The organism is Bacteroides sp. D22, assembly GCF_000163675.1.
Classification (GTDB): Bacteria; Bacteroidota; Bacteroidia; order Bacteroidales; family Bacteroidaceae; genus Bacteroides; species Bacteroides xylanisolvens.
In genome coordinates, this window is sequence record NZ_GG774797.1 from 237,641 (window position 1) to 253,417 (window position 15,777).

Annotated in this window: 11 protein-coding genes; 8 read left to right on the plus strand and 3 right to left on the minus strand. The window is 41.9% G+C overall.

Annotated elements, in window-relative coordinates:
* The gene (gene meaB / locus HMPREF0106_RS20515; protein ID WP_004320987.1) at positions 1 to 1,092 is read left to right on the plus strand and encodes a methylmalonyl Co-A mutase-associated GTPase MeaB; all 1,092 of its coding nucleotides are present in this window, start codon (positions 1 to 3) and stop codon (positions 1,090 to 1,092) included.
* Positions 1,093 to 1,182: 90 nt separating this feature from the next.
* Here the strand turns inward: meaB and HMPREF0106_RS20510 are convergent, their stop codons facing one another.
* Entirely contained in the window at positions 1,183 to 2,100 is a 918-nt protein-coding gene (locus HMPREF0106_RS20510) for a DMT family transporter (RefSeq protein WP_004315635.1), read from the minus strand.
* A 122-nt stretch (positions 2,101 to 2,222) separates the two neighbouring features.
* On the opposite strand from HMPREF0106_RS20510, the gene HMPREF0106_RS20505 reads away from it, so the two are divergent.
* Genes HMPREF0106_RS20505 through HMPREF0106_RS20490 form a run of 4 tightly spaced genes read left to right on the plus strand, consistent with a single transcriptional unit; the run spans position 2,223 to position 6,446 of the window.
* Positions 2,223 to 3,086, plus strand: a complete 864-nt coding sequence (locus HMPREF0106_RS20505; protein WP_009039043.1) for an AAA family ATPase — start codon at positions 2,223 to 2,225, stop codon at positions 3,084 to 3,086.
* 22 nt (positions 3,087 to 3,108) lie between these two features.
* Positions 3,109 to 4,137, plus strand: a complete 1,029-nt coding sequence (locus HMPREF0106_RS20500; protein WP_009039044.1) for a DUF4435 domain-containing protein — start codon at positions 3,109 to 3,111, stop codon at positions 4,135 to 4,137.
* A 37-nt stretch (positions 4,138 to 4,174) separates the two neighbouring features.
* Positions 4,175 to 5,515 carry a mechanosensitive ion channel family protein gene (locus HMPREF0106_RS20495; RefSeq protein WP_085929282.1) on the plus strand — a complete coding sequence of 447 codons (1,341 nt, stop codon included), beginning with the start codon at positions 4,175 to 4,177 and terminating at the stop codon, positions 5,513 to 5,515.
* 34 nt (positions 5,516 to 5,549) lie between these two features.
* On the plus strand, positions 5,550 to 6,446 hold the full coding sequence (locus HMPREF0106_RS20490) for an AraC family transcriptional regulator (protein WP_004301439.1): 897 nt from the start codon (positions 5,550 to 5,552) through the stop codon (positions 6,444 to 6,446).
* 26 nt (positions 6,447 to 6,472) lie between these two features.
* Here the strand turns inward: HMPREF0106_RS20490 and HMPREF0106_RS20485 are convergent, their stop codons facing one another.
* Positions 6,473 to 8,038 carry an ATP-binding protein gene (locus HMPREF0106_RS20485; RefSeq protein WP_009039045.1) on the minus strand — a complete coding sequence of 522 codons (1,566 nt, stop codon included), beginning with the start codon at positions 8,036 to 8,038 and terminating at the stop codon, positions 6,473 to 6,475.
* Between the two features lie 456 nt (positions 8,039 to 8,494).
* Between HMPREF0106_RS20485 and HMPREF0106_RS20480 the strand changes: the two genes are divergently transcribed.
* The 3 genes from HMPREF0106_RS20480 to HMPREF0106_RS20470 all read left to right on the plus strand — a co-directional run bounded on the left by HMPREF0106_RS20480 (position 8,495) and on the right by HMPREF0106_RS20470 (position 15,464).
* Positions 8,495 to 11,209, plus strand: coding sequence for a TonB-dependent receptor (locus HMPREF0106_RS20480; RefSeq protein WP_009039046.1), 2,715 nt, complete (start codon positions 8,495 to 8,497; stop codon positions 11,207 to 11,209).
* 43 nt (positions 11,210 to 11,252) lie between these two features.
* Positions 11,253 to 12,461: a hypothetical protein gene (locus HMPREF0106_RS20475; protein ID WP_009039047.1), complete on the plus strand. Its 1,209-nt coding sequence runs from the start codon at positions 11,253 to 11,255 to the stop codon at positions 12,459 to 12,461.
* A 192-nt stretch (positions 12,462 to 12,653) separates the two neighbouring features.
* Positions 12,654 to 15,464 (plus strand): ATP-binding protein, encoded by a 2,811-nt coding sequence (locus tag HMPREF0106_RS20470; protein ID WP_009039048.1) that lies wholly within the window; start codon positions 12,654 to 12,656, stop codon positions 15,462 to 15,464.
* A gap of 67 nt (positions 15,465 to 15,531) precedes the next feature.
* Here HMPREF0106_RS20470 and HMPREF0106_RS25655 read toward each other — a convergent pair.
* Positions 15,532 to 15,777, minus strand: a 246-nt coding sequence (locus HMPREF0106_RS25655; protein ID WP_008997441.1) for a transposase, incomplete at its 5' end; no start/stop codon positions are given.

The window sequence follows — 15,777 nt, forward strand, 5'->3', positions numbered from 1 at the left end:
ATGGAACATCCTGAAAATAGTGAAGAATATAAGGGGCTTGTTGTCAATAAAGGCATTGAGCAACCCTCATCTGTGAATCCCTACTTAAAGCGGAAACCTAAGAAACGCCAACTTTCAGTAGCAGAGTTTGTAGAAGGTATCGTAAAAGGTGATGTCACTATATTGAGTCAGGCTGTGACATTGGTGGAAAGCGTAAAGCCTGAACATCAGGCTGTCTCACAGGAAATCATAGAGAAGTGTCTGCCATTTTCCGGTAATTCGATCCGGATTGGTATCAGCGGCGTTCCCGGTGCGGGAAAGAGTACATCCATAGATGTATTCGGTCTGCACGTGCTCGAAAAGGGGGGCAAACTGGCGGTATTGGCCATCGACCCTAGTAGTGAGCGTAGTAAAGGCAGTATCTTGGGCGATAAAACCCGTATGGAGCAGCTTTCCGTACATCCTAAATCGTTTATCCGCCCTAGTCCGTCAGCCGGTTCTTTGGGAGGAGTGGCACGTAAAACACGTGAGACGATTATTCTTTGTGAAGCTGCCGGATTCGATAAGATTTTTGTGGAGACCGTAGGAGTGGGACAGAGCGAAACGGCTGTTCACTCGATGGTTGATTTCTTCCTGTTGATTCAGTTGTCCGGTACGGGCGATGAACTGCAAGGAATTAAGCGTGGTATTATGGAGATGGCGGATGGTATCGTTATCAATAAGGCCGATGGAGATAATCTGGAACGTGCCAAGTTGGCTGCCACTCAATTCCGTAATGCATTACATCTGTTTCCTGCGCCTGAATCCGGATGGATTCCCAAAGTATTGACTTACTCCGGTTTTTATAATCTGGGAGTGAAGGAGGTCTGGGACATGATTTACGAATACATTGACTTCGTGAAAGAAAACGGCTATTTTGAATATCGCCGCAACGAACAAAGTAAATACTGGATGTATGAAAGCATCAATGAACAACTTCGTGACAGCTTTTATCATAATCCGAAGATTGAAGCGATGCTCTTAGAAAAAGAACAGCAGGTATTGAAAGGCAACCTGACTTCGTTTATAGCTGCAAGAAGTCTGCTCGATACTTATTTTGAGGATTTGAAATGAGACTTTAAATGATAATAAGATTCTGATTTTTAGAGAATACATTTAGCATAAGCGGTAGGAAACTTTCAGTCTTTCTACCCGCTTGTACTATTAATGAGGCTTTTCTGCTTTTTCAAGATCAGCTCTTGATTTACTTTGAGTCACAATATATACTCCCAGGAATACGAGCGCGATAGCGATTCCTTTCTCCCAGCCGAAACTTCCGATACCCATCGCGATTGCCGCAATCGTAGCCACGATCGGTTGCATATAATTGTACATACTGACTACCGTAGGACGGAGCAGCCTCTGTGCAGTCATAATGCAGAGATACGCGAGGAAGCTACCTCCTAATACGACATAAAGTACCTGTAGAATGGCGACAGTGGAAACAGAAGTCCATTGAATCGTAGAAATATCATAATAGGAGAACGGAATGTAACACATTGAAGCATATATGAACATCCATTTATTAATCGTTACTGCCGAATATCGTTGAGACAATCCTTTGAATACAGTCAGGTATATGGAAAAACTGATTTGCGCAACGAGACAAAGCAAGTCGCCAATCAGGCTTCCATTTCCGTTGCTTCCTGCCTGGCTACTCATAATGAGAATGAGCGCTCCCATAGCACCTATAAAAATTCCCAGTACTTTCTTATTGGTAATAGGTTCTTTCAAGTAAATGGCCGCTACAACCATTGTTACAATCGGTAGAGTGGTAGTTACGATAGAAGCATCAATAGGAGAAGTCATAGAAAGTCCGAAGATAAACACTCCTTGATTGAATACTAGCGCAAACAGTGAAGCAAAGAAGATTTTCAGCATATCTTGATGATTCACATGTTCCTGTTTGCAAAACATGGAAAGGATCCAGAAAGCGGCTGCTGCCCCCACCATGCGGAATGTAGTGACAGAAATTGGAGAAAACTCTTGAAGAGCCGACTTACCGATGGGAGACATTAATCCCCACATAACGTTTGCTGTAAGCGCAAACAAATGACCATACAGGTTCTTACTTTTGTCCATGTTGATACTATTTATTTTACCATATCTCTGATATCATTAACAATCAAATAGAGAAAACGGTTGCAAAGGTAGTCTTTTATCGTATGATTTGTTTATATTTGCCTTGATTAAACTTGAATATTATGGAACAACAAGCCAATTATATCCGTCGTATCGAGATACACGGACTATGGGAACGCTTTAATATAGGATGGGATTTGCGTCCCGATGTGAACATCCTCTCCGGCATCAACGGAGTGGGGAAGACTACCATTCTGAACCGTTCGGTGGGATACCTCGAAGAACTTTCCGGTGAAATGAAAAGTGACGAGAAGAACGGAGTGCGTCTCTTTTTCGACAATCCCCAGGCAACCTATATTCCTTATGACGTCATCCGAAGCTACGACCGTCCCCTGATTATGGGTGACTTCACAGCCCGCATGGCCGACAAGAATGTAAAGTCTGAACTGGACTGGCAACTCTATCTCTTGCAACGCCGTTACCTCGATTATCAGGTCAACATTGGTAATAAGATGATTGAAATGCTTTCCAGCACTGATGAAGAAGAGCGTCGTAAAGCAGCTACATTATCTGTAGCCAAACGTCGTTTTCAGGATATGATTGACGAACTGTTCAGCTATACACGCAAAAAGATAGACCGGAAACGGAACGATATCGCTTTCTATCAGGATGGCGAACTATTATTCCCTTATAAACTGTCGTCCGGTGAAAAGCAAATGCTGGTTATCCTGCTGACCGTACTCGTGCAGGACAACAGCCATTGTGTATTGTTTATGGATGAGCCGGAAGCCTCCCTTCATATAGAATGGCAGCAGAAACTGATTGCTATGATACGTGAACTGAATCCGAATGTGCAGATTATCCTGACTACCCATTCGCCTGCCGTCATTATGGAAGGCTGGCTGGATGCCGTGACAGAAGTAAGCGATATATCTACCACCGTAGGGCACAAGCTCGACAAGGATTCTTCCGACTGTAATTTGTAATTCGAAACCTGTAATAGAACAAATGGCAACTTCACTACGAGATAATCTGACTTCTTCTTATTTCAATGCCGCCCATAAGCTTTATCCGAAGAAAGCCCGCCGACGTATCATCGCTTACGTAGAAAGCTATGACGACATCGCTTTCTGGCGCACATTGCTTGAAGAGTTTGAAGACGACGAACACTATTTCCAAGTGATGCTTCCTTCGGCCACCTCCCTGGCAAAAGGAAAAAAGATGGTACTCATGAACACGCTGAATACAGCCGAATTGGGGAGAAGTCTGATTGCCTGTGTGGACAGTGACTATGATTTCCTGTTGCAGGGAGCTACCAATACCTCCCGTAAAATCAACCGGAGCAGGTATATTTTTCAGACTTATACCTATGCTATTGAAAACTATCATTGTTTTGCCGAAAGCCTTCACGAAGTATGTGTGCAGGCTACGTTGAATGACCGTTCCATTTTAGATTTCAACTTCTACCTGAAGAAGTACTCCGAGATTGTATATCCGCTTTTCCTCTGGAACGTATGGTTCTATCGCCAACGGGATACTTACACCTTCCCCATGTACGATTTCCATACCTATACTTCTTTGCGTGAGATCAATCTCCGGCATCCGGAGAAGAGCTTGGAATCTCTTCAACAACGGGTTAATCAGAAGTTGGCAGAGTTGAAAAAGAAATTCCCCCATAGCATCAATCAGGTGAATGGATTGCGGACTGAATTTAAGGAACTGGGCTTGGTGCCGGAAACTACTTACTTGTATATGCAGGGACACCATGTGATGGATAATGTGGTAATGAAACTACTGATTCCGGTCTGCACCGTATTGCGCCGTGAACGGGAACAGGAAATCAAGCGGCTGGCCGAACACAATGAGCAATTCAGAAACGAACTGACTTGTTATCAGAATAGCCAGGTGAACGTAGAAATCATGCTCAAGAAGAATGTAGCCTATAAAAGACTCTTCCATTATGATTGGCTACGGCAGGATATCAGTGAATATTTGGAAGAAGGAAAAAATAAAGAAGAAAAGAAACAGAGATCATAAATAAAAGAAAAACTAAAAAAGAGAGAGACGATTGCTTATGAAAGAAGTAAAAGAAGTGGTTGATACAGTGAGTGTGGCATTGGCAAACGGGCAACCGGAAGAAGCAGGTAATGTAGTGATGCAAGAAGTGAATCATGCTTTGCTCTCGATGGGAGTGGATGAAGCTATGGCTGATAAGATTGATAACTTTATCATCTTATTGTTTATTATTGGAATAGCATTACTGGCCAATCTGATTTGCCGCAAGATTATTCTGCGTACCGTGGCTAAATTGGTGAGACAGACAAAAGCTACTTGGGATGATATTGTATTTAATGATAAAGTAATGGTGAACATCAGCAGGATGGTGGCGCCTATATTGATTTATATATCTATTCCTATTGCTTTTCCCGAACATGCAGACTCTGCTTTGCTTGATTTTCTTCGAAGACTTTGCATGATTTATATCCTTGCAGTCTTTCTTCGCTTCGTCAGTGCTTTGTTCACGGCTGTGTATCTGGTATATAGCGCGCGTGAGCAATATAAAGACAAACCTTTGAAGGGGCTTTTGCAGACAGCGCAAGTCATTCTCTTCTTTATAGGAGCTATCATCATTATCAGTATTCTGATAAAGCAAAGTCCGGTGGTGTTGCTGACCGGACTGGGAGCTTCCGCTGCGGTTCTGATGTTAGTTTTCAAGGACAGTATCATGGGATTTGTCTCCGGCATCCAGCTTTCTGCCAATAATATGCTGAAGGTGGGCGATTGGATCACAATGCCGAAATACGGTGCGGACGGTACAGTGATAGAAGTAACATTGAATACCGTAAAAATACGTAACTTCGATAATACCATCACCACCATTCCTCCTTATCTATTGATTAGTGATTCTTTCCAAAACTGGCAGGGAATGCAGGAATCCGGCGGACGTCGTGTGAAACGCTCTATCAATATAGATATGACCAGTGTGCATTTCTGTACGCCGGAGATGTTGGCAAAATACCGGAAGATACAACTGTTGAAAGACTATGTGGATGAAACGGAAAAGGTAGTGGAAGAATATAATAAGGAACATCATATCGACAACTCTGTGTTAGTGAATGGACGCCGGCAAACAAATTTGGGAGTTTTCCGTGCCTATCTGACTAACTATCTGAAGAATCTGCCTACCGTCAATCAAGACCTGACCTGTATGGTACGTCAGCTTCAGCCTACTGAAACCGGTATCCCATTGGAACTTTATTTCTTTTCTGCCAATAAAGTATGGGTTGCCTACGAAGGCATACAGGCAGATGTTTTCGATCATGTGCTTGCCATTATTCCCGAATTCGACTTGCGTGTCTTCCAAAACCCGTCGGGGGCAGACCTGCATCGGATAGGGGTAAAGATAGAAAACTAATCAAACGATAAAACGCTTATAAATTGCTATTACTATGACTACACCGTTATCCAACCAGATTATCCGTGAAATCACTCCTTTGTCAGATAAGGATTGCTTTTACATTGCGGAACGTTATAAAACGGAATTCACTTATCCTATACACAACCACTCCGAGTTTGAATTGAACTTCACCGAAAAGGCTGCCGGAGTAAGGCGGATTGTAGGAGACTCTTCCGAAGTGATAGGTGATTATGATTTGGTGTTGATAACGGGAAAAGACTTGGAGCACGTCTGGGAACAGAACGAGTGCCGTTCGAAAGAGATACGGGAGATTACGATTCAGTTTTCTTCCGATCTTTTCTTCAAGAGCTTTATCAATAAGAATCAGTTCGACTCTATCCGCCGGATGCTGGATAAAGCACAAAAAGGGCTTTGTTTCCCGATGTCCGCCATACTCAAAATATATCCGTTGCTGGATACGCTTGCTTCAGAGAAGCAAGGATTTTATGCGGTCATTAAATTTATGACGATCTTGTATGAACTTTCTCTCTTTGAGGAAGAGGCACGTACCTTGTCCAGTTCGTCTTTTGCCAAGATAGATATTCATTCGGACAGCCGGCGTGTGCAGAAAGTGCAGGAGTACATCAATACACATTATCAGGAAGAAATACGCCTGGGGCAGTTGGCCGATATGGTGGGGATGACGGATGTGTCATTCAGCCGCTTTTTCAAACTGCGTACAGGCAAGAATCTTTCCGATTATATCATTGATATTCGGCTGGGCTTTGCTTCCCGGTTGCTGGTAGATTCTACGATGTCTATCGCCGAGATTTGTTATGAGTGCGGTTTTAATAACCTTTCCAATTTCAACCGGATCTTCAAGAAGAAAAAGAGTTGTTCGCCTAAAGAGTTTCGTGAGAACTACCGGAAGAAAAAGAAACTGATTTAGCGCATTTTCTTTTATGAACTCGGTGATTAACTCCCGAGTTCTATCTTCCACTCACCAATCGTTCGTGTGGCACTGTCAAAGTTTACACCTACTTTAACTATTTTCCTGTGATCCGCCTGATACGGAATAGCATACCCCTTGCTGTTAATCTGCGCTAATGCTTCTTCGGGTGTACCATCTACTTTAAATTCAAAAACATAGATGGTATCTTGAAGTTTCACAACCGCATCTGCTCTTCCAATGGCTGTATCCACTTCCACATCTATATACTGTCCCATCAGCCGGAAAAACAGATAAAAGATAGTTTGATAATGTTTCTCTTCCTTGTTGTTCAGTTTATTCGGGATAGACGCAAAGAAAGATTTCAGTCTTTCCAGACATTCCTCTAAATGACCGATACGCAAGTCTTTAATAAAGGACACTACATAAAATGTATTCTCTCGTGCAGGCAGATGCACATAAGCGGGCATTAGCGATTCGATAAATCCTTTTCTTACTTCTTTGTTGGGATAAGCCAGTGTATACAGTTGGAAATCCGGATCATATCCCTTAATTGTGAGATAACCGCTTTGGTAGAGCACCGGAAGAGGATCGGTGATTCTATTGCTGGGCGCATCAAACTGTTCGGCGGTGGCGGTCGTGTTATCCAGTTCCCGGATATCAAAATTGCTTTCTTGCAGAATATCTATCAGGAAAGTGGGAGTACCGGTCGAAAACCAAAAATTGGCATACTTCTTCTGTGCGAATGCATTGAACAAACTGAATGGATTATAAATATCTTCACTGTTCTCACTGAAATGATAGCCGTCATATTGTTGTTTCAAATGTACACAGGCTTCCTCGTATGTTTCTTTGTTGGCTTGCGCCATTTGTTCAATATCAATTTGTAGCTGCGTGCGCAACTCTTGTTCGGTGATGCCGCAGATGGCACTGTAATCATCCCTCATGCTGATATTCTGCAAGTTATTCAACTCGCTGAAGATACTCATTTGGCTGAATTTGCTGATACCTGTCAATAATAAGAAGCGAAGATACTGTCCCTGGGCTTTCAGTGGACTAAAGAAATCCCGCATGATATTACGTATTTCCTTTTGAACTTCATCATTATGATTGCTGTCCAGCATTGGTGAGTCATACTCATCTATTAATACCACCACCTGTTTACCCGTCTGTTTGTAAGCACGACGAATAATTCCTTCAAAACGTAAACTGAAAGTCGTTTCTCCTTCTTCCCGTTGATAAATTTTCTCCCATAAAAGCAATTGGCGGTTAATAACGGCTGACAGCATATCAGCGGTTATATATTTACTCACACTAAAATCAAAGTGTAGTACCGGGTAGACCGTCCAATCCTTTTCCAGAGTCTCCATAGCCAAGCCTTGAAACAGTTCTTTTTTTCCCAGGAAATAAGCTTCTAGTGTAGAAACCAGCAAACTTTTCCCAAAGCGTCGGGGACGACTTAGAAAATAGACTTTATTTGTATGAGTCAAACGATAAATCAATTCTGTTTTATCAACATAGACACAATCATTATTGCGTAAATCTTCAAAGTTCTGTATTCCTATCGGATATCTTCTGAAATTCTCTTCCATGACGCATATCTGTTTTTAGCGTGAAACATTCACAAAGATAATGATATTTAGTTTCAAGTCAATTATGCCTGTTCTTTTTTTAAGAAAGTCCAACGTTGGATATATACTTAGTGGGAAAGGAGCTATCGGTGTTTCTTTGCGTAATGCATTGAAAAGCGGTGAAACATATCTTTGACGACAAGCGGGTGGAAATACACTATCAGCCAAAATTTTCACCTTCTCACAACTGTCAGCCGATTAATTTTATGCATAATGAGAGATAAAAGAGTGAAGTTCCGGTCTTAAATTTGCTTATAAACAAGTTAAACTAATAGCGTAACTGATTGATAATACGTTTGTAACATCTTGTCATCATCTTGCAATGACTCTTTCAATAGATTGTATTTTTTTCGTCTTACGGTTGTAATGCTCACCCTCTATCTTTGCCGACGTAATTAAAACGTAGAGCAAAGTTAGATGAAAAAACTATTTCTTATCCGATTTTCAGTGGCGGCCTTCTTTTGCCTGTTGTGTGTACTTCCTGCATTGGCTGCCAATATCAAGATTAAAGGAGCTGTGAAAGACAAACTATCCAAGGAACCTTTGATAGGAGCTACGATACGTTTGCTCGGAACTCAAGTCGGAGCAGTGACCGATATGGAGGGTAATTTCGAATTGAACAGCATGGGCGTTCTGGAAGGTATGTATGATATTGAGATTAAATATGTAGGTTACAAAACGGAAGTGCGCCGTAAAGTGCGTGTGGAGAATGGAAAACTGGTGATACTGAATCTGGAGTTGGAAACCGATGCACAGGAACTTGCCGATGTGGTGGTTGTAGCTAAGAAGAATAGGGAAAATGAGAATATGCTGTTGCTCGAACAGCAAAAAGCAGTCATTGCCGTACAATCTGTTGGTGTCAGGGAGCTTTCCCGCAAAGGTGTTTCGGATGCAGAAGGTGCTGTGACGAAAGTTGCCGGAGTGTCTAAACAAGACGGAGTGAAAAATGTCTTTGTCCGTGGATTGGGAGACCGGTACAATGCAACTACTTTTAATGGATTTGCTCTTCCTTCCGAAGACCCGGAATATAAGAATATCTCTCTTGATTTCTTCGGTACGGACATTATTCAGTCTGTAGGTGTAAAGAAAGCATTCAACGCGGGGGGCAGCAGCGATGTCGGAGGGGCAACCATTGATATTGTATCCAAAGAACTAATTGGTAGCGGTCATCTGGGATTCGGCATTTCCGGTGGCTTGAATACACAAACGGTAGCAGCCGATTTTCTGAAACAGGATGGAGTGAACTTCATGGGCTTTGCCAATCGTACCGAACATGCCGATGAAAACTCATGGAACTTCAGAAATAAGTTAGACCCTTCCGCTCAACATTTGCAAATCAACCGGAGTTACAGTATTTCCGGAGGTAAACGATTCTATGTCGGAAAAGACAAAAATCCACTTTCTTTCTTCCTGACTGCCGGACATACGACGGACTATCAGTATACGGATGAAATCATACGTAATACAACTACCGGCGGTACGGTCTACAAAGATATGAATGGAAAGAAGTATGCGGAGAATATCAGTCAGCTGGCACTTGCCAATGTGGATTTCGATATGCAGAATCGTCATCACATCAGTTATAATTTGATGATGATTCATGCCAATACCCAGTCGGTGGGCGATTACAACGGTAAGAACTCGATTTTTAGTGACGACTATGAAAACCTCGGATTCACCCGTCGCCAACAAACGAATGATAATATGCTGATCGTTAATCAACTGATGACTAACTGGGGATTGACCAAATCATTAAGTCTCGATGCAGGTGCTTCCTATAATATGGTGAAAGGGTATGAACCGGATCGTCGTATCAATAACCTGACTAAAGCGGAAGACGGCTATACGTTGCTAAGGGGCAACTCACAACAGCGCTATTTCTCAACTTTAGATGAAGACGACTTGAATGTAAAAGCAGGCTTGGTCTATCGTCTGAAAGATAATATAGACGAAATTTCGAATATCCGTTTCGGATATACAGGCCGATTCGTAGATGATAACTTCAAAGCTACGGAGTATAACCTGACCGTAGGACATGTTTCTACCATCCCTTCTTTGGACGACTTCTCGCTTGACGATTATTATAATCAGGAAAACTTTGCTTCCGACTGGTTCAAGATACAAAAGAACTTAGATGAATATACCGTGAAAAAGAATATCCATTCCGCTTATGCCGAGGCTACCTACCAGTTTACTCCCCGTTGGATTGTGAATCTGGGAATGAAATACGACAAGGTAGATATTGAAGTGGATTACAATGTGAATCGTGGAGGTTCTAAAGGAAACAATACCATCCAAAAAGATTATTTCCTGCCCAGCTTGAATCTCAAATACAATCTGAATGATAAAAACTCGCTTCGTCTGGGAGCTAGTAAAACATATACGCTTCCGCAGGCAAAGGAAATATCTCCTTACCGTTATGTCGGCGTGAACTTCAACAGTCAGGGGAATCCCAATCTGAAACCTTCGGATCATTATAACCTTGATCTGAAGTGGGACTTTAATCCCACTCCGACCGAGTTGATTTCTCTCACAGCTTTCTATAAATTGATTAAGAATCCGATATCCCGCATCGAAGTGGCAAGTGCCGGAGGTTATCTTTCTTATGAGAATATAGCGGATAAGGCAACCGTGGCAGGAGTGGAGATAGAAATACGTAAGAATCTGTTTGTCCGTCCGGTGAGTAATGCTGCGCACGGAATGAATAAACTCTCTTTGGGATTGAATGGCTCTTATATCTACACGAATGCAAAAATGCCTTTGGCAACGGTTACCACTGGCTCGCAACTGGAAGGAGCTGCACCGTGGATTGTCAATTTCGATCTCTCGCATAACTTCACGAAAGGAGAACGCAGTTTTGTCAATACATTGGTACTTAATTATGTGAGTGATAAGATATATACCATTGGCACGCAGGGTTATCAGGATGTGATGGAGCAGGGAGTACTGATACTGGATTTTGTGTCCCAAGCCAAACTGAACAAGCATCTTTCCCTTAACCTGAAAGCCCGCAACCTGCTGAATCCCTCTTATAAGTTAAGCCGCAAAGCGAACGAAAACGGGGAAAAGGTGATACTGAATGATTATAAGAAAGGAATAAATATAAGCCTGGGAGTGTCGTGTACATTCTAAGCCGGGTGATGAAATAAGATTATTAACTAATAATGAAAGCAAAATGAAAAGATTGTTTGTGAACTTTATGACGTTTGCCGTTATGGCAACAGCACTTACATTGACTGCATGTAGCAGTGATAGTGACGGGGACGGTGATGGTAACGGAGATGGTGGAAACAACGGTGGGACCGGTAGTTCTATTGTTGTGGGCGAAAATATCCTGTCCGGCACGCTGACCGGAGAACAGACACTGGAAGCTAAGGAATATATTCTGAACGGAACGGTAGTCATTGAAAATGGAGGCCGTCTGAATATCCCTGCCGGAACAACGATTAAGGCTCGCGAAGGTTTCAGCAGTTATCTGCTGGTAGCACAGGGCGGTAAACTTTATGCTGACGGTACAGCTGATAAACCGATTGTTTTCACTGCCAATTCAACAACCCCTACATCCGGCTATTGGGGAGGAATCATTATCAATGGTAAAGCTCCGATTTCCGGTTCGAACGCCAATAAGAGTGATACAGGTCTGACGGAAATCGACAACAACTATAAATACGGTGGTAATGTCGATAATGACAATTCCGGTTCACTGACTTATGTGAAAATCTGCTATGCCGGTGCCCGCTCTACTGCCGATATCGAGCACAACGGATTGACACTGAACGGTGTTGGAAACGGTACCAAGATCGAGAATATCTACATTCTTGAGAGTGCGGATGATGCCGTCGAATTCTTTGGCGGTACGGTGAATGTAACCAACCTATTGGCTGTGAACCCGGATGATGACATGTTCGACTTCACTCAAGGATATTCCGGTAAATTGAAAAACTGCTATGGTGTTTGGGAAAGCGGTTATACCAGTACGGAAGCAGATCCGCGCGGCATTGAAGCAGATGGTAACTTGGATGGCATTTATCCGGATCATTTACGTCAGTCGGACTTTGTGGTTGAAAATATGACAATCGTAAATAATGCTGCCAATACAACGGATAATGTAGACCGTATGCAAGATGTGATTAAAATCCGTCGTGGAGCAAAAGCTACGATCACCAATGCCCTTGTCAAAGGTTCAGGCGGTACAATCGATTTGATTGATATGAATGACAATAAAGGTACAGGAAATGCTGCTTCCAGCATCAGCATCACCCATACATTGAACTTTAAGAATAAGCTGAACGGTACATTGAATACATTTACCGAGCCAACTACGAATACAGGTGCAGATGCATCCCTGTTCACTTGGAGCGGATATAATTTCTCTTCCTTATAAATAAGATATAGAGTAGCAAAGTGTATCTTTTTTAATAGGAGGTATGGGAGAATTTGTAACAAACAGATTCTCCCATATTCTATTTATTTGTTTTCGTAATCTTCTTTTAGCTTTTTTATTTGCTCCTTTATGGTATCAGTGATTACCTTTTTCGTATATTTGTCAACCTATTATTTTACAACGATACAAAATATGCAAACAGACAACGAGCGATACAAAAAAATGGCTTCTCTTGCACAAATCGGATGGTGGGAAGTAGATTTAACGGCAGGATGTTATTTATGTTCCGATTATCTTTCTGATCTTTTGGGATTGGACGGCGACACCATCTCTACTTCGGATTTTCTAAACCTGATACGTGAAGATTATCGCAAGCAGATTGCTCAGGAGTTCCGGGCAAATTCTTCTATCCATAAGGACTTTTACGAACAAACTTTCCCGATTCATTCAAAATATGGTGAGGTTTGGCTGCATACCCGTCTGGCTTTTCGTGAGAAGGGTACGGGTGTTGATGGAGGTGATAAGTCCTTCGGAATAATCCAGCGCGTTGAGGCTCCCAAGGAGGAAGATCAAAGGGATGCATTAAGGCGTGTGAATGATTTGCTTTGTCGTCAGAATTTTGTTTCGCAATCGTTGCTTCGTTTCCTACGTGATGAGGCAGTAGAATCTTGTATCGCAGATATTTTAAGAGATATTCTGAATCTTTATAATGGAAAAGGTCGTGTTTATATTTTTGAATACGATGAAATTTATGCCCATCATAGTTGTATCTACGAAGTTGTTTCTGAAGGAGTATCGGCAGAGATAGACAATCTGCAGGACATGCCTGCCAGTGAGTCAAAATGGTGGAGTGAACAGATATTATCGGGCAAGCCGATTATTTTAAATACACTGGAGCAGTTATTAGAAGAGGCTCCTGATGAATATCAGATTCTTGTAGTTCAGGGAATCAAATCGTTAATGGTGACTCCTTTGATGACAGGCGACCGCGTTTGGGGATATATGGGGATTGATTTGGTTGAGACCTACCATGACTGGAGTAATGAAGATTTTCAATGGTTCTCCTCATTGGGAAATATTATAAATATCTGTATCGAGTTGCGTAAAACTAAGGACAAGGTAATCCGTGAACAGACTTTCCTAAATAATCTGTTTCATTTTATGCCGATGGGATATATACGTATGTCCATTATCCGTGACGAGAATAATAAACCTTGCGATTATCGGGTGACGGATGCGAATGAGGTCAGTTCAACCTTTTTCGGGCTTCCTTTGGAGTCGTATATTGGTTCTTTGGCATCTGAAAAGCATCCTGACTATCTCCAAAAACTTAATTTTCTGGAAGAGATACTGGATAGTAATTCTTATAGGGAGAAAGATGAATATTTTCCAAGAACGGAACGGTATACGCATTGGGTTATTTATTCTCCCGGAAAAGATGAAATAGTCGGTTTGTTCCTCGATTCTACAGGATCGGTACAAGCTAACCGGGCATTGGACCGTAGCGAGAAGCTCTTTCAGAACATATTTGCTAATATTCCGGCAGGAGTAGAGATCTACGATAAGGATGGCTATTTGATAGACTTGAATAATAAGGATTTGGAGATATTCGGTGTAGTGAATAAGTCGGATGTGATCGGAGTTAACTTCTTTGATAATCCGAATGTGCCGCAGAACATACGTGATCGTGTACGGAATGAAGATTTAGTAGATTTCAGACTTAATTATTCTTTTGAGCAAGCAGGAGGATATTATGAGACAAGCCGTTCTAATGTGATAGAACTATATTCGAAGGTTAGTAAACTATATGATAATGAGGGCAACTTCAGCGGATATATTTTAATAAGCATTGACAATACGGAGCGTATTGATGCAATGAACCGTATTCGTGATTTTGAGAATTTCTTCTTGATGATATCCGATTATGCAAAAGTAGGATATGCTAAATTGAATCTCTTGAACCGCAAAGGTTATGCTATAAAACAGTGGTATAAGAATTTAGGTGAGGAGGAAGATATTCCTTTGAGTGAGGTGGTAGCAGTTTATAGCCAAATGCATCCCGAAGACCGTAAGCGTTTCCTTGATTTTTATGATGGAGTCAGAGACGGAAAAAGGAGGCATTTCCAAGGGGAGATGCGTATTCGTCGTCCCGGAACGAAGAACGAATGGAATTGGGTCAGCAGTAATGTGATGGTCACCAATTATAAACCGGAAGAAAATGAAATAGAAATCATCGGTATCAATTATGACATTACAGAATTGAAGGAGACTGAAGCCGAATTGATTCAGGCACGTGATAAAGCAGAGATGATGGATCGTTTGAAAAGTGCTTTCCTTGCCAATATGAGTCATGAAATCCGTACGCCGCTGAATGCCATTGTCGGTTTCTCCGATTTGCTGGTAGAAACTGAAGAGCTGGCAGAACGTCAGGAGTATATTAAGATTGTACGTGAGAATAATGAACTTTTGTTGCAATTAATTTCAGATATACTCGATTTGTCAAAGATTGAAGCGGGTACATTTGAGTTTACTAACGGAGATGTAGATGTAAATCTGTTATGTGAGGATATTGTCCGCTCTATGGGGATGAAAGCGAAAGAAGAGGTGGAACTGGTGTTTGATGATCATCTTCCGGTTTGTCATGTCATTAGTGACCGTAACCGTATACATCAGGTGATCTCTAACTTTGTTAACAATGCAATGAAGTTTACCTCTGAAGGTAGTATTCATGTGGGATATAAACTAAAAGATGGCGAATTGGAATTCTATGTTGAAGATACAGGCATCGGTATTGAAAAAGAGCAGTTGCCACATATCTTTGAGCGTTTTGTGAAGCTTAATTCTTTTGTACACGGTACAGGATTGGGACTTTCTATCTGTCAGAGCATCGTTGAACAATTAGGTGGGCGGATTGGCGTTGATTCTGAAAAAGGAAAAGGATCAAGGTTTTGGTTTACTATTCCCGGAGTGATCGTGACGGAAGAGATGAACTGTGCCCGGTAGAGTGGTAATAAGGCAGGTGAATATCTTCCTTCCTCATTAATAAAAGCGGCTTTTATATAGTCGTCCCTTAAAAAGTACTCATCTGCGGGATATTGCAAGAAAACAGTGTCCCGCAGATTTTTTCAACAAGTAGCCAAAGAACCCTCATGGCTCTTTTGAAGTTGTACGCTGCTGCGGCTAAGAGCAGATTGACAACATCCCCGAACACACCTTTATAAAAGTTGCGTCCTAAACGAAAGTCTGATTTCAAATGCCCGATAGTCGGCTCTATTCCTGCACGCTTGCAGAATAGCTTATGTTTCTTCTTGCGTGT

What these genes read in the sequence shown, in the direction of transcription:
- HMPREF0106_RS20480 (WP_009039046.1), top strand. Translation starts at nt 8,495, where the DNA reads ATGAAAAAACTATTTCTTATCCGATTTTCAGTGGCGGCCTTCTTTTGC.
- HMPREF0106_RS20470 (WP_009039048.1), top strand. Translation starts at nt 12,654, where the DNA reads ATGCAAACAGACAACGAGCGATACAAAAAAATGGCTTCTCTTGCACAA.
- HMPREF0106_RS20475 (WP_009039047.1), top strand. Translation starts at nt 11,253, where the DNA reads ATGAAAAGATTGTTTGTGAACTTTATGACGTTTGCCGTTATGGCAACA.
- HMPREF0106_RS20485 (WP_009039045.1), bottom strand. Translation starts at nt 8,038, where the DNA reads ATGGAAGAGAATTTCAGAAGATATCCGATAGGAATACAGAACTTTGAA.
- HMPREF0106_RS20500 (WP_009039044.1), top strand. Translation starts at nt 3,109, where the DNA reads ATGGCAACTTCACTACGAGATAATCTGACTTCTTCTTATTTCAATGCC.
- HMPREF0106_RS20510 (WP_004315635.1), bottom strand. Translation starts at nt 2,100, where the DNA reads ATGGACAAAAGTAAGAACCTGTATGGTCATTTGTTTGCGCTTACAGCA.
- HMPREF0106_RS20490 (WP_004301439.1), top strand. Translation starts at nt 5,550, where the DNA reads ATGACTACACCGTTATCCAACCAGATTATCCGTGAAATCACTCCTTTG.
- HMPREF0106_RS20495 (WP_085929282.1), top strand. Translation starts at nt 4,175, where the DNA reads ATGAAAGAAGTAAAAGAAGTGGTTGATACAGTGAGTGTGGCATTGGCA.
- meaB (WP_004320987.1), top strand. Translation starts at nt 1, where the DNA reads ATGGAACATCCTGAAAATAGTGAAGAATATAAGGGGCTTGTTGTCAAT.
- HMPREF0106_RS20505 (WP_009039043.1), top strand. Translation starts at nt 2,223, where the DNA reads ATGGAACAACAAGCCAATTATATCCGTCGTATCGAGATACACGGACTA.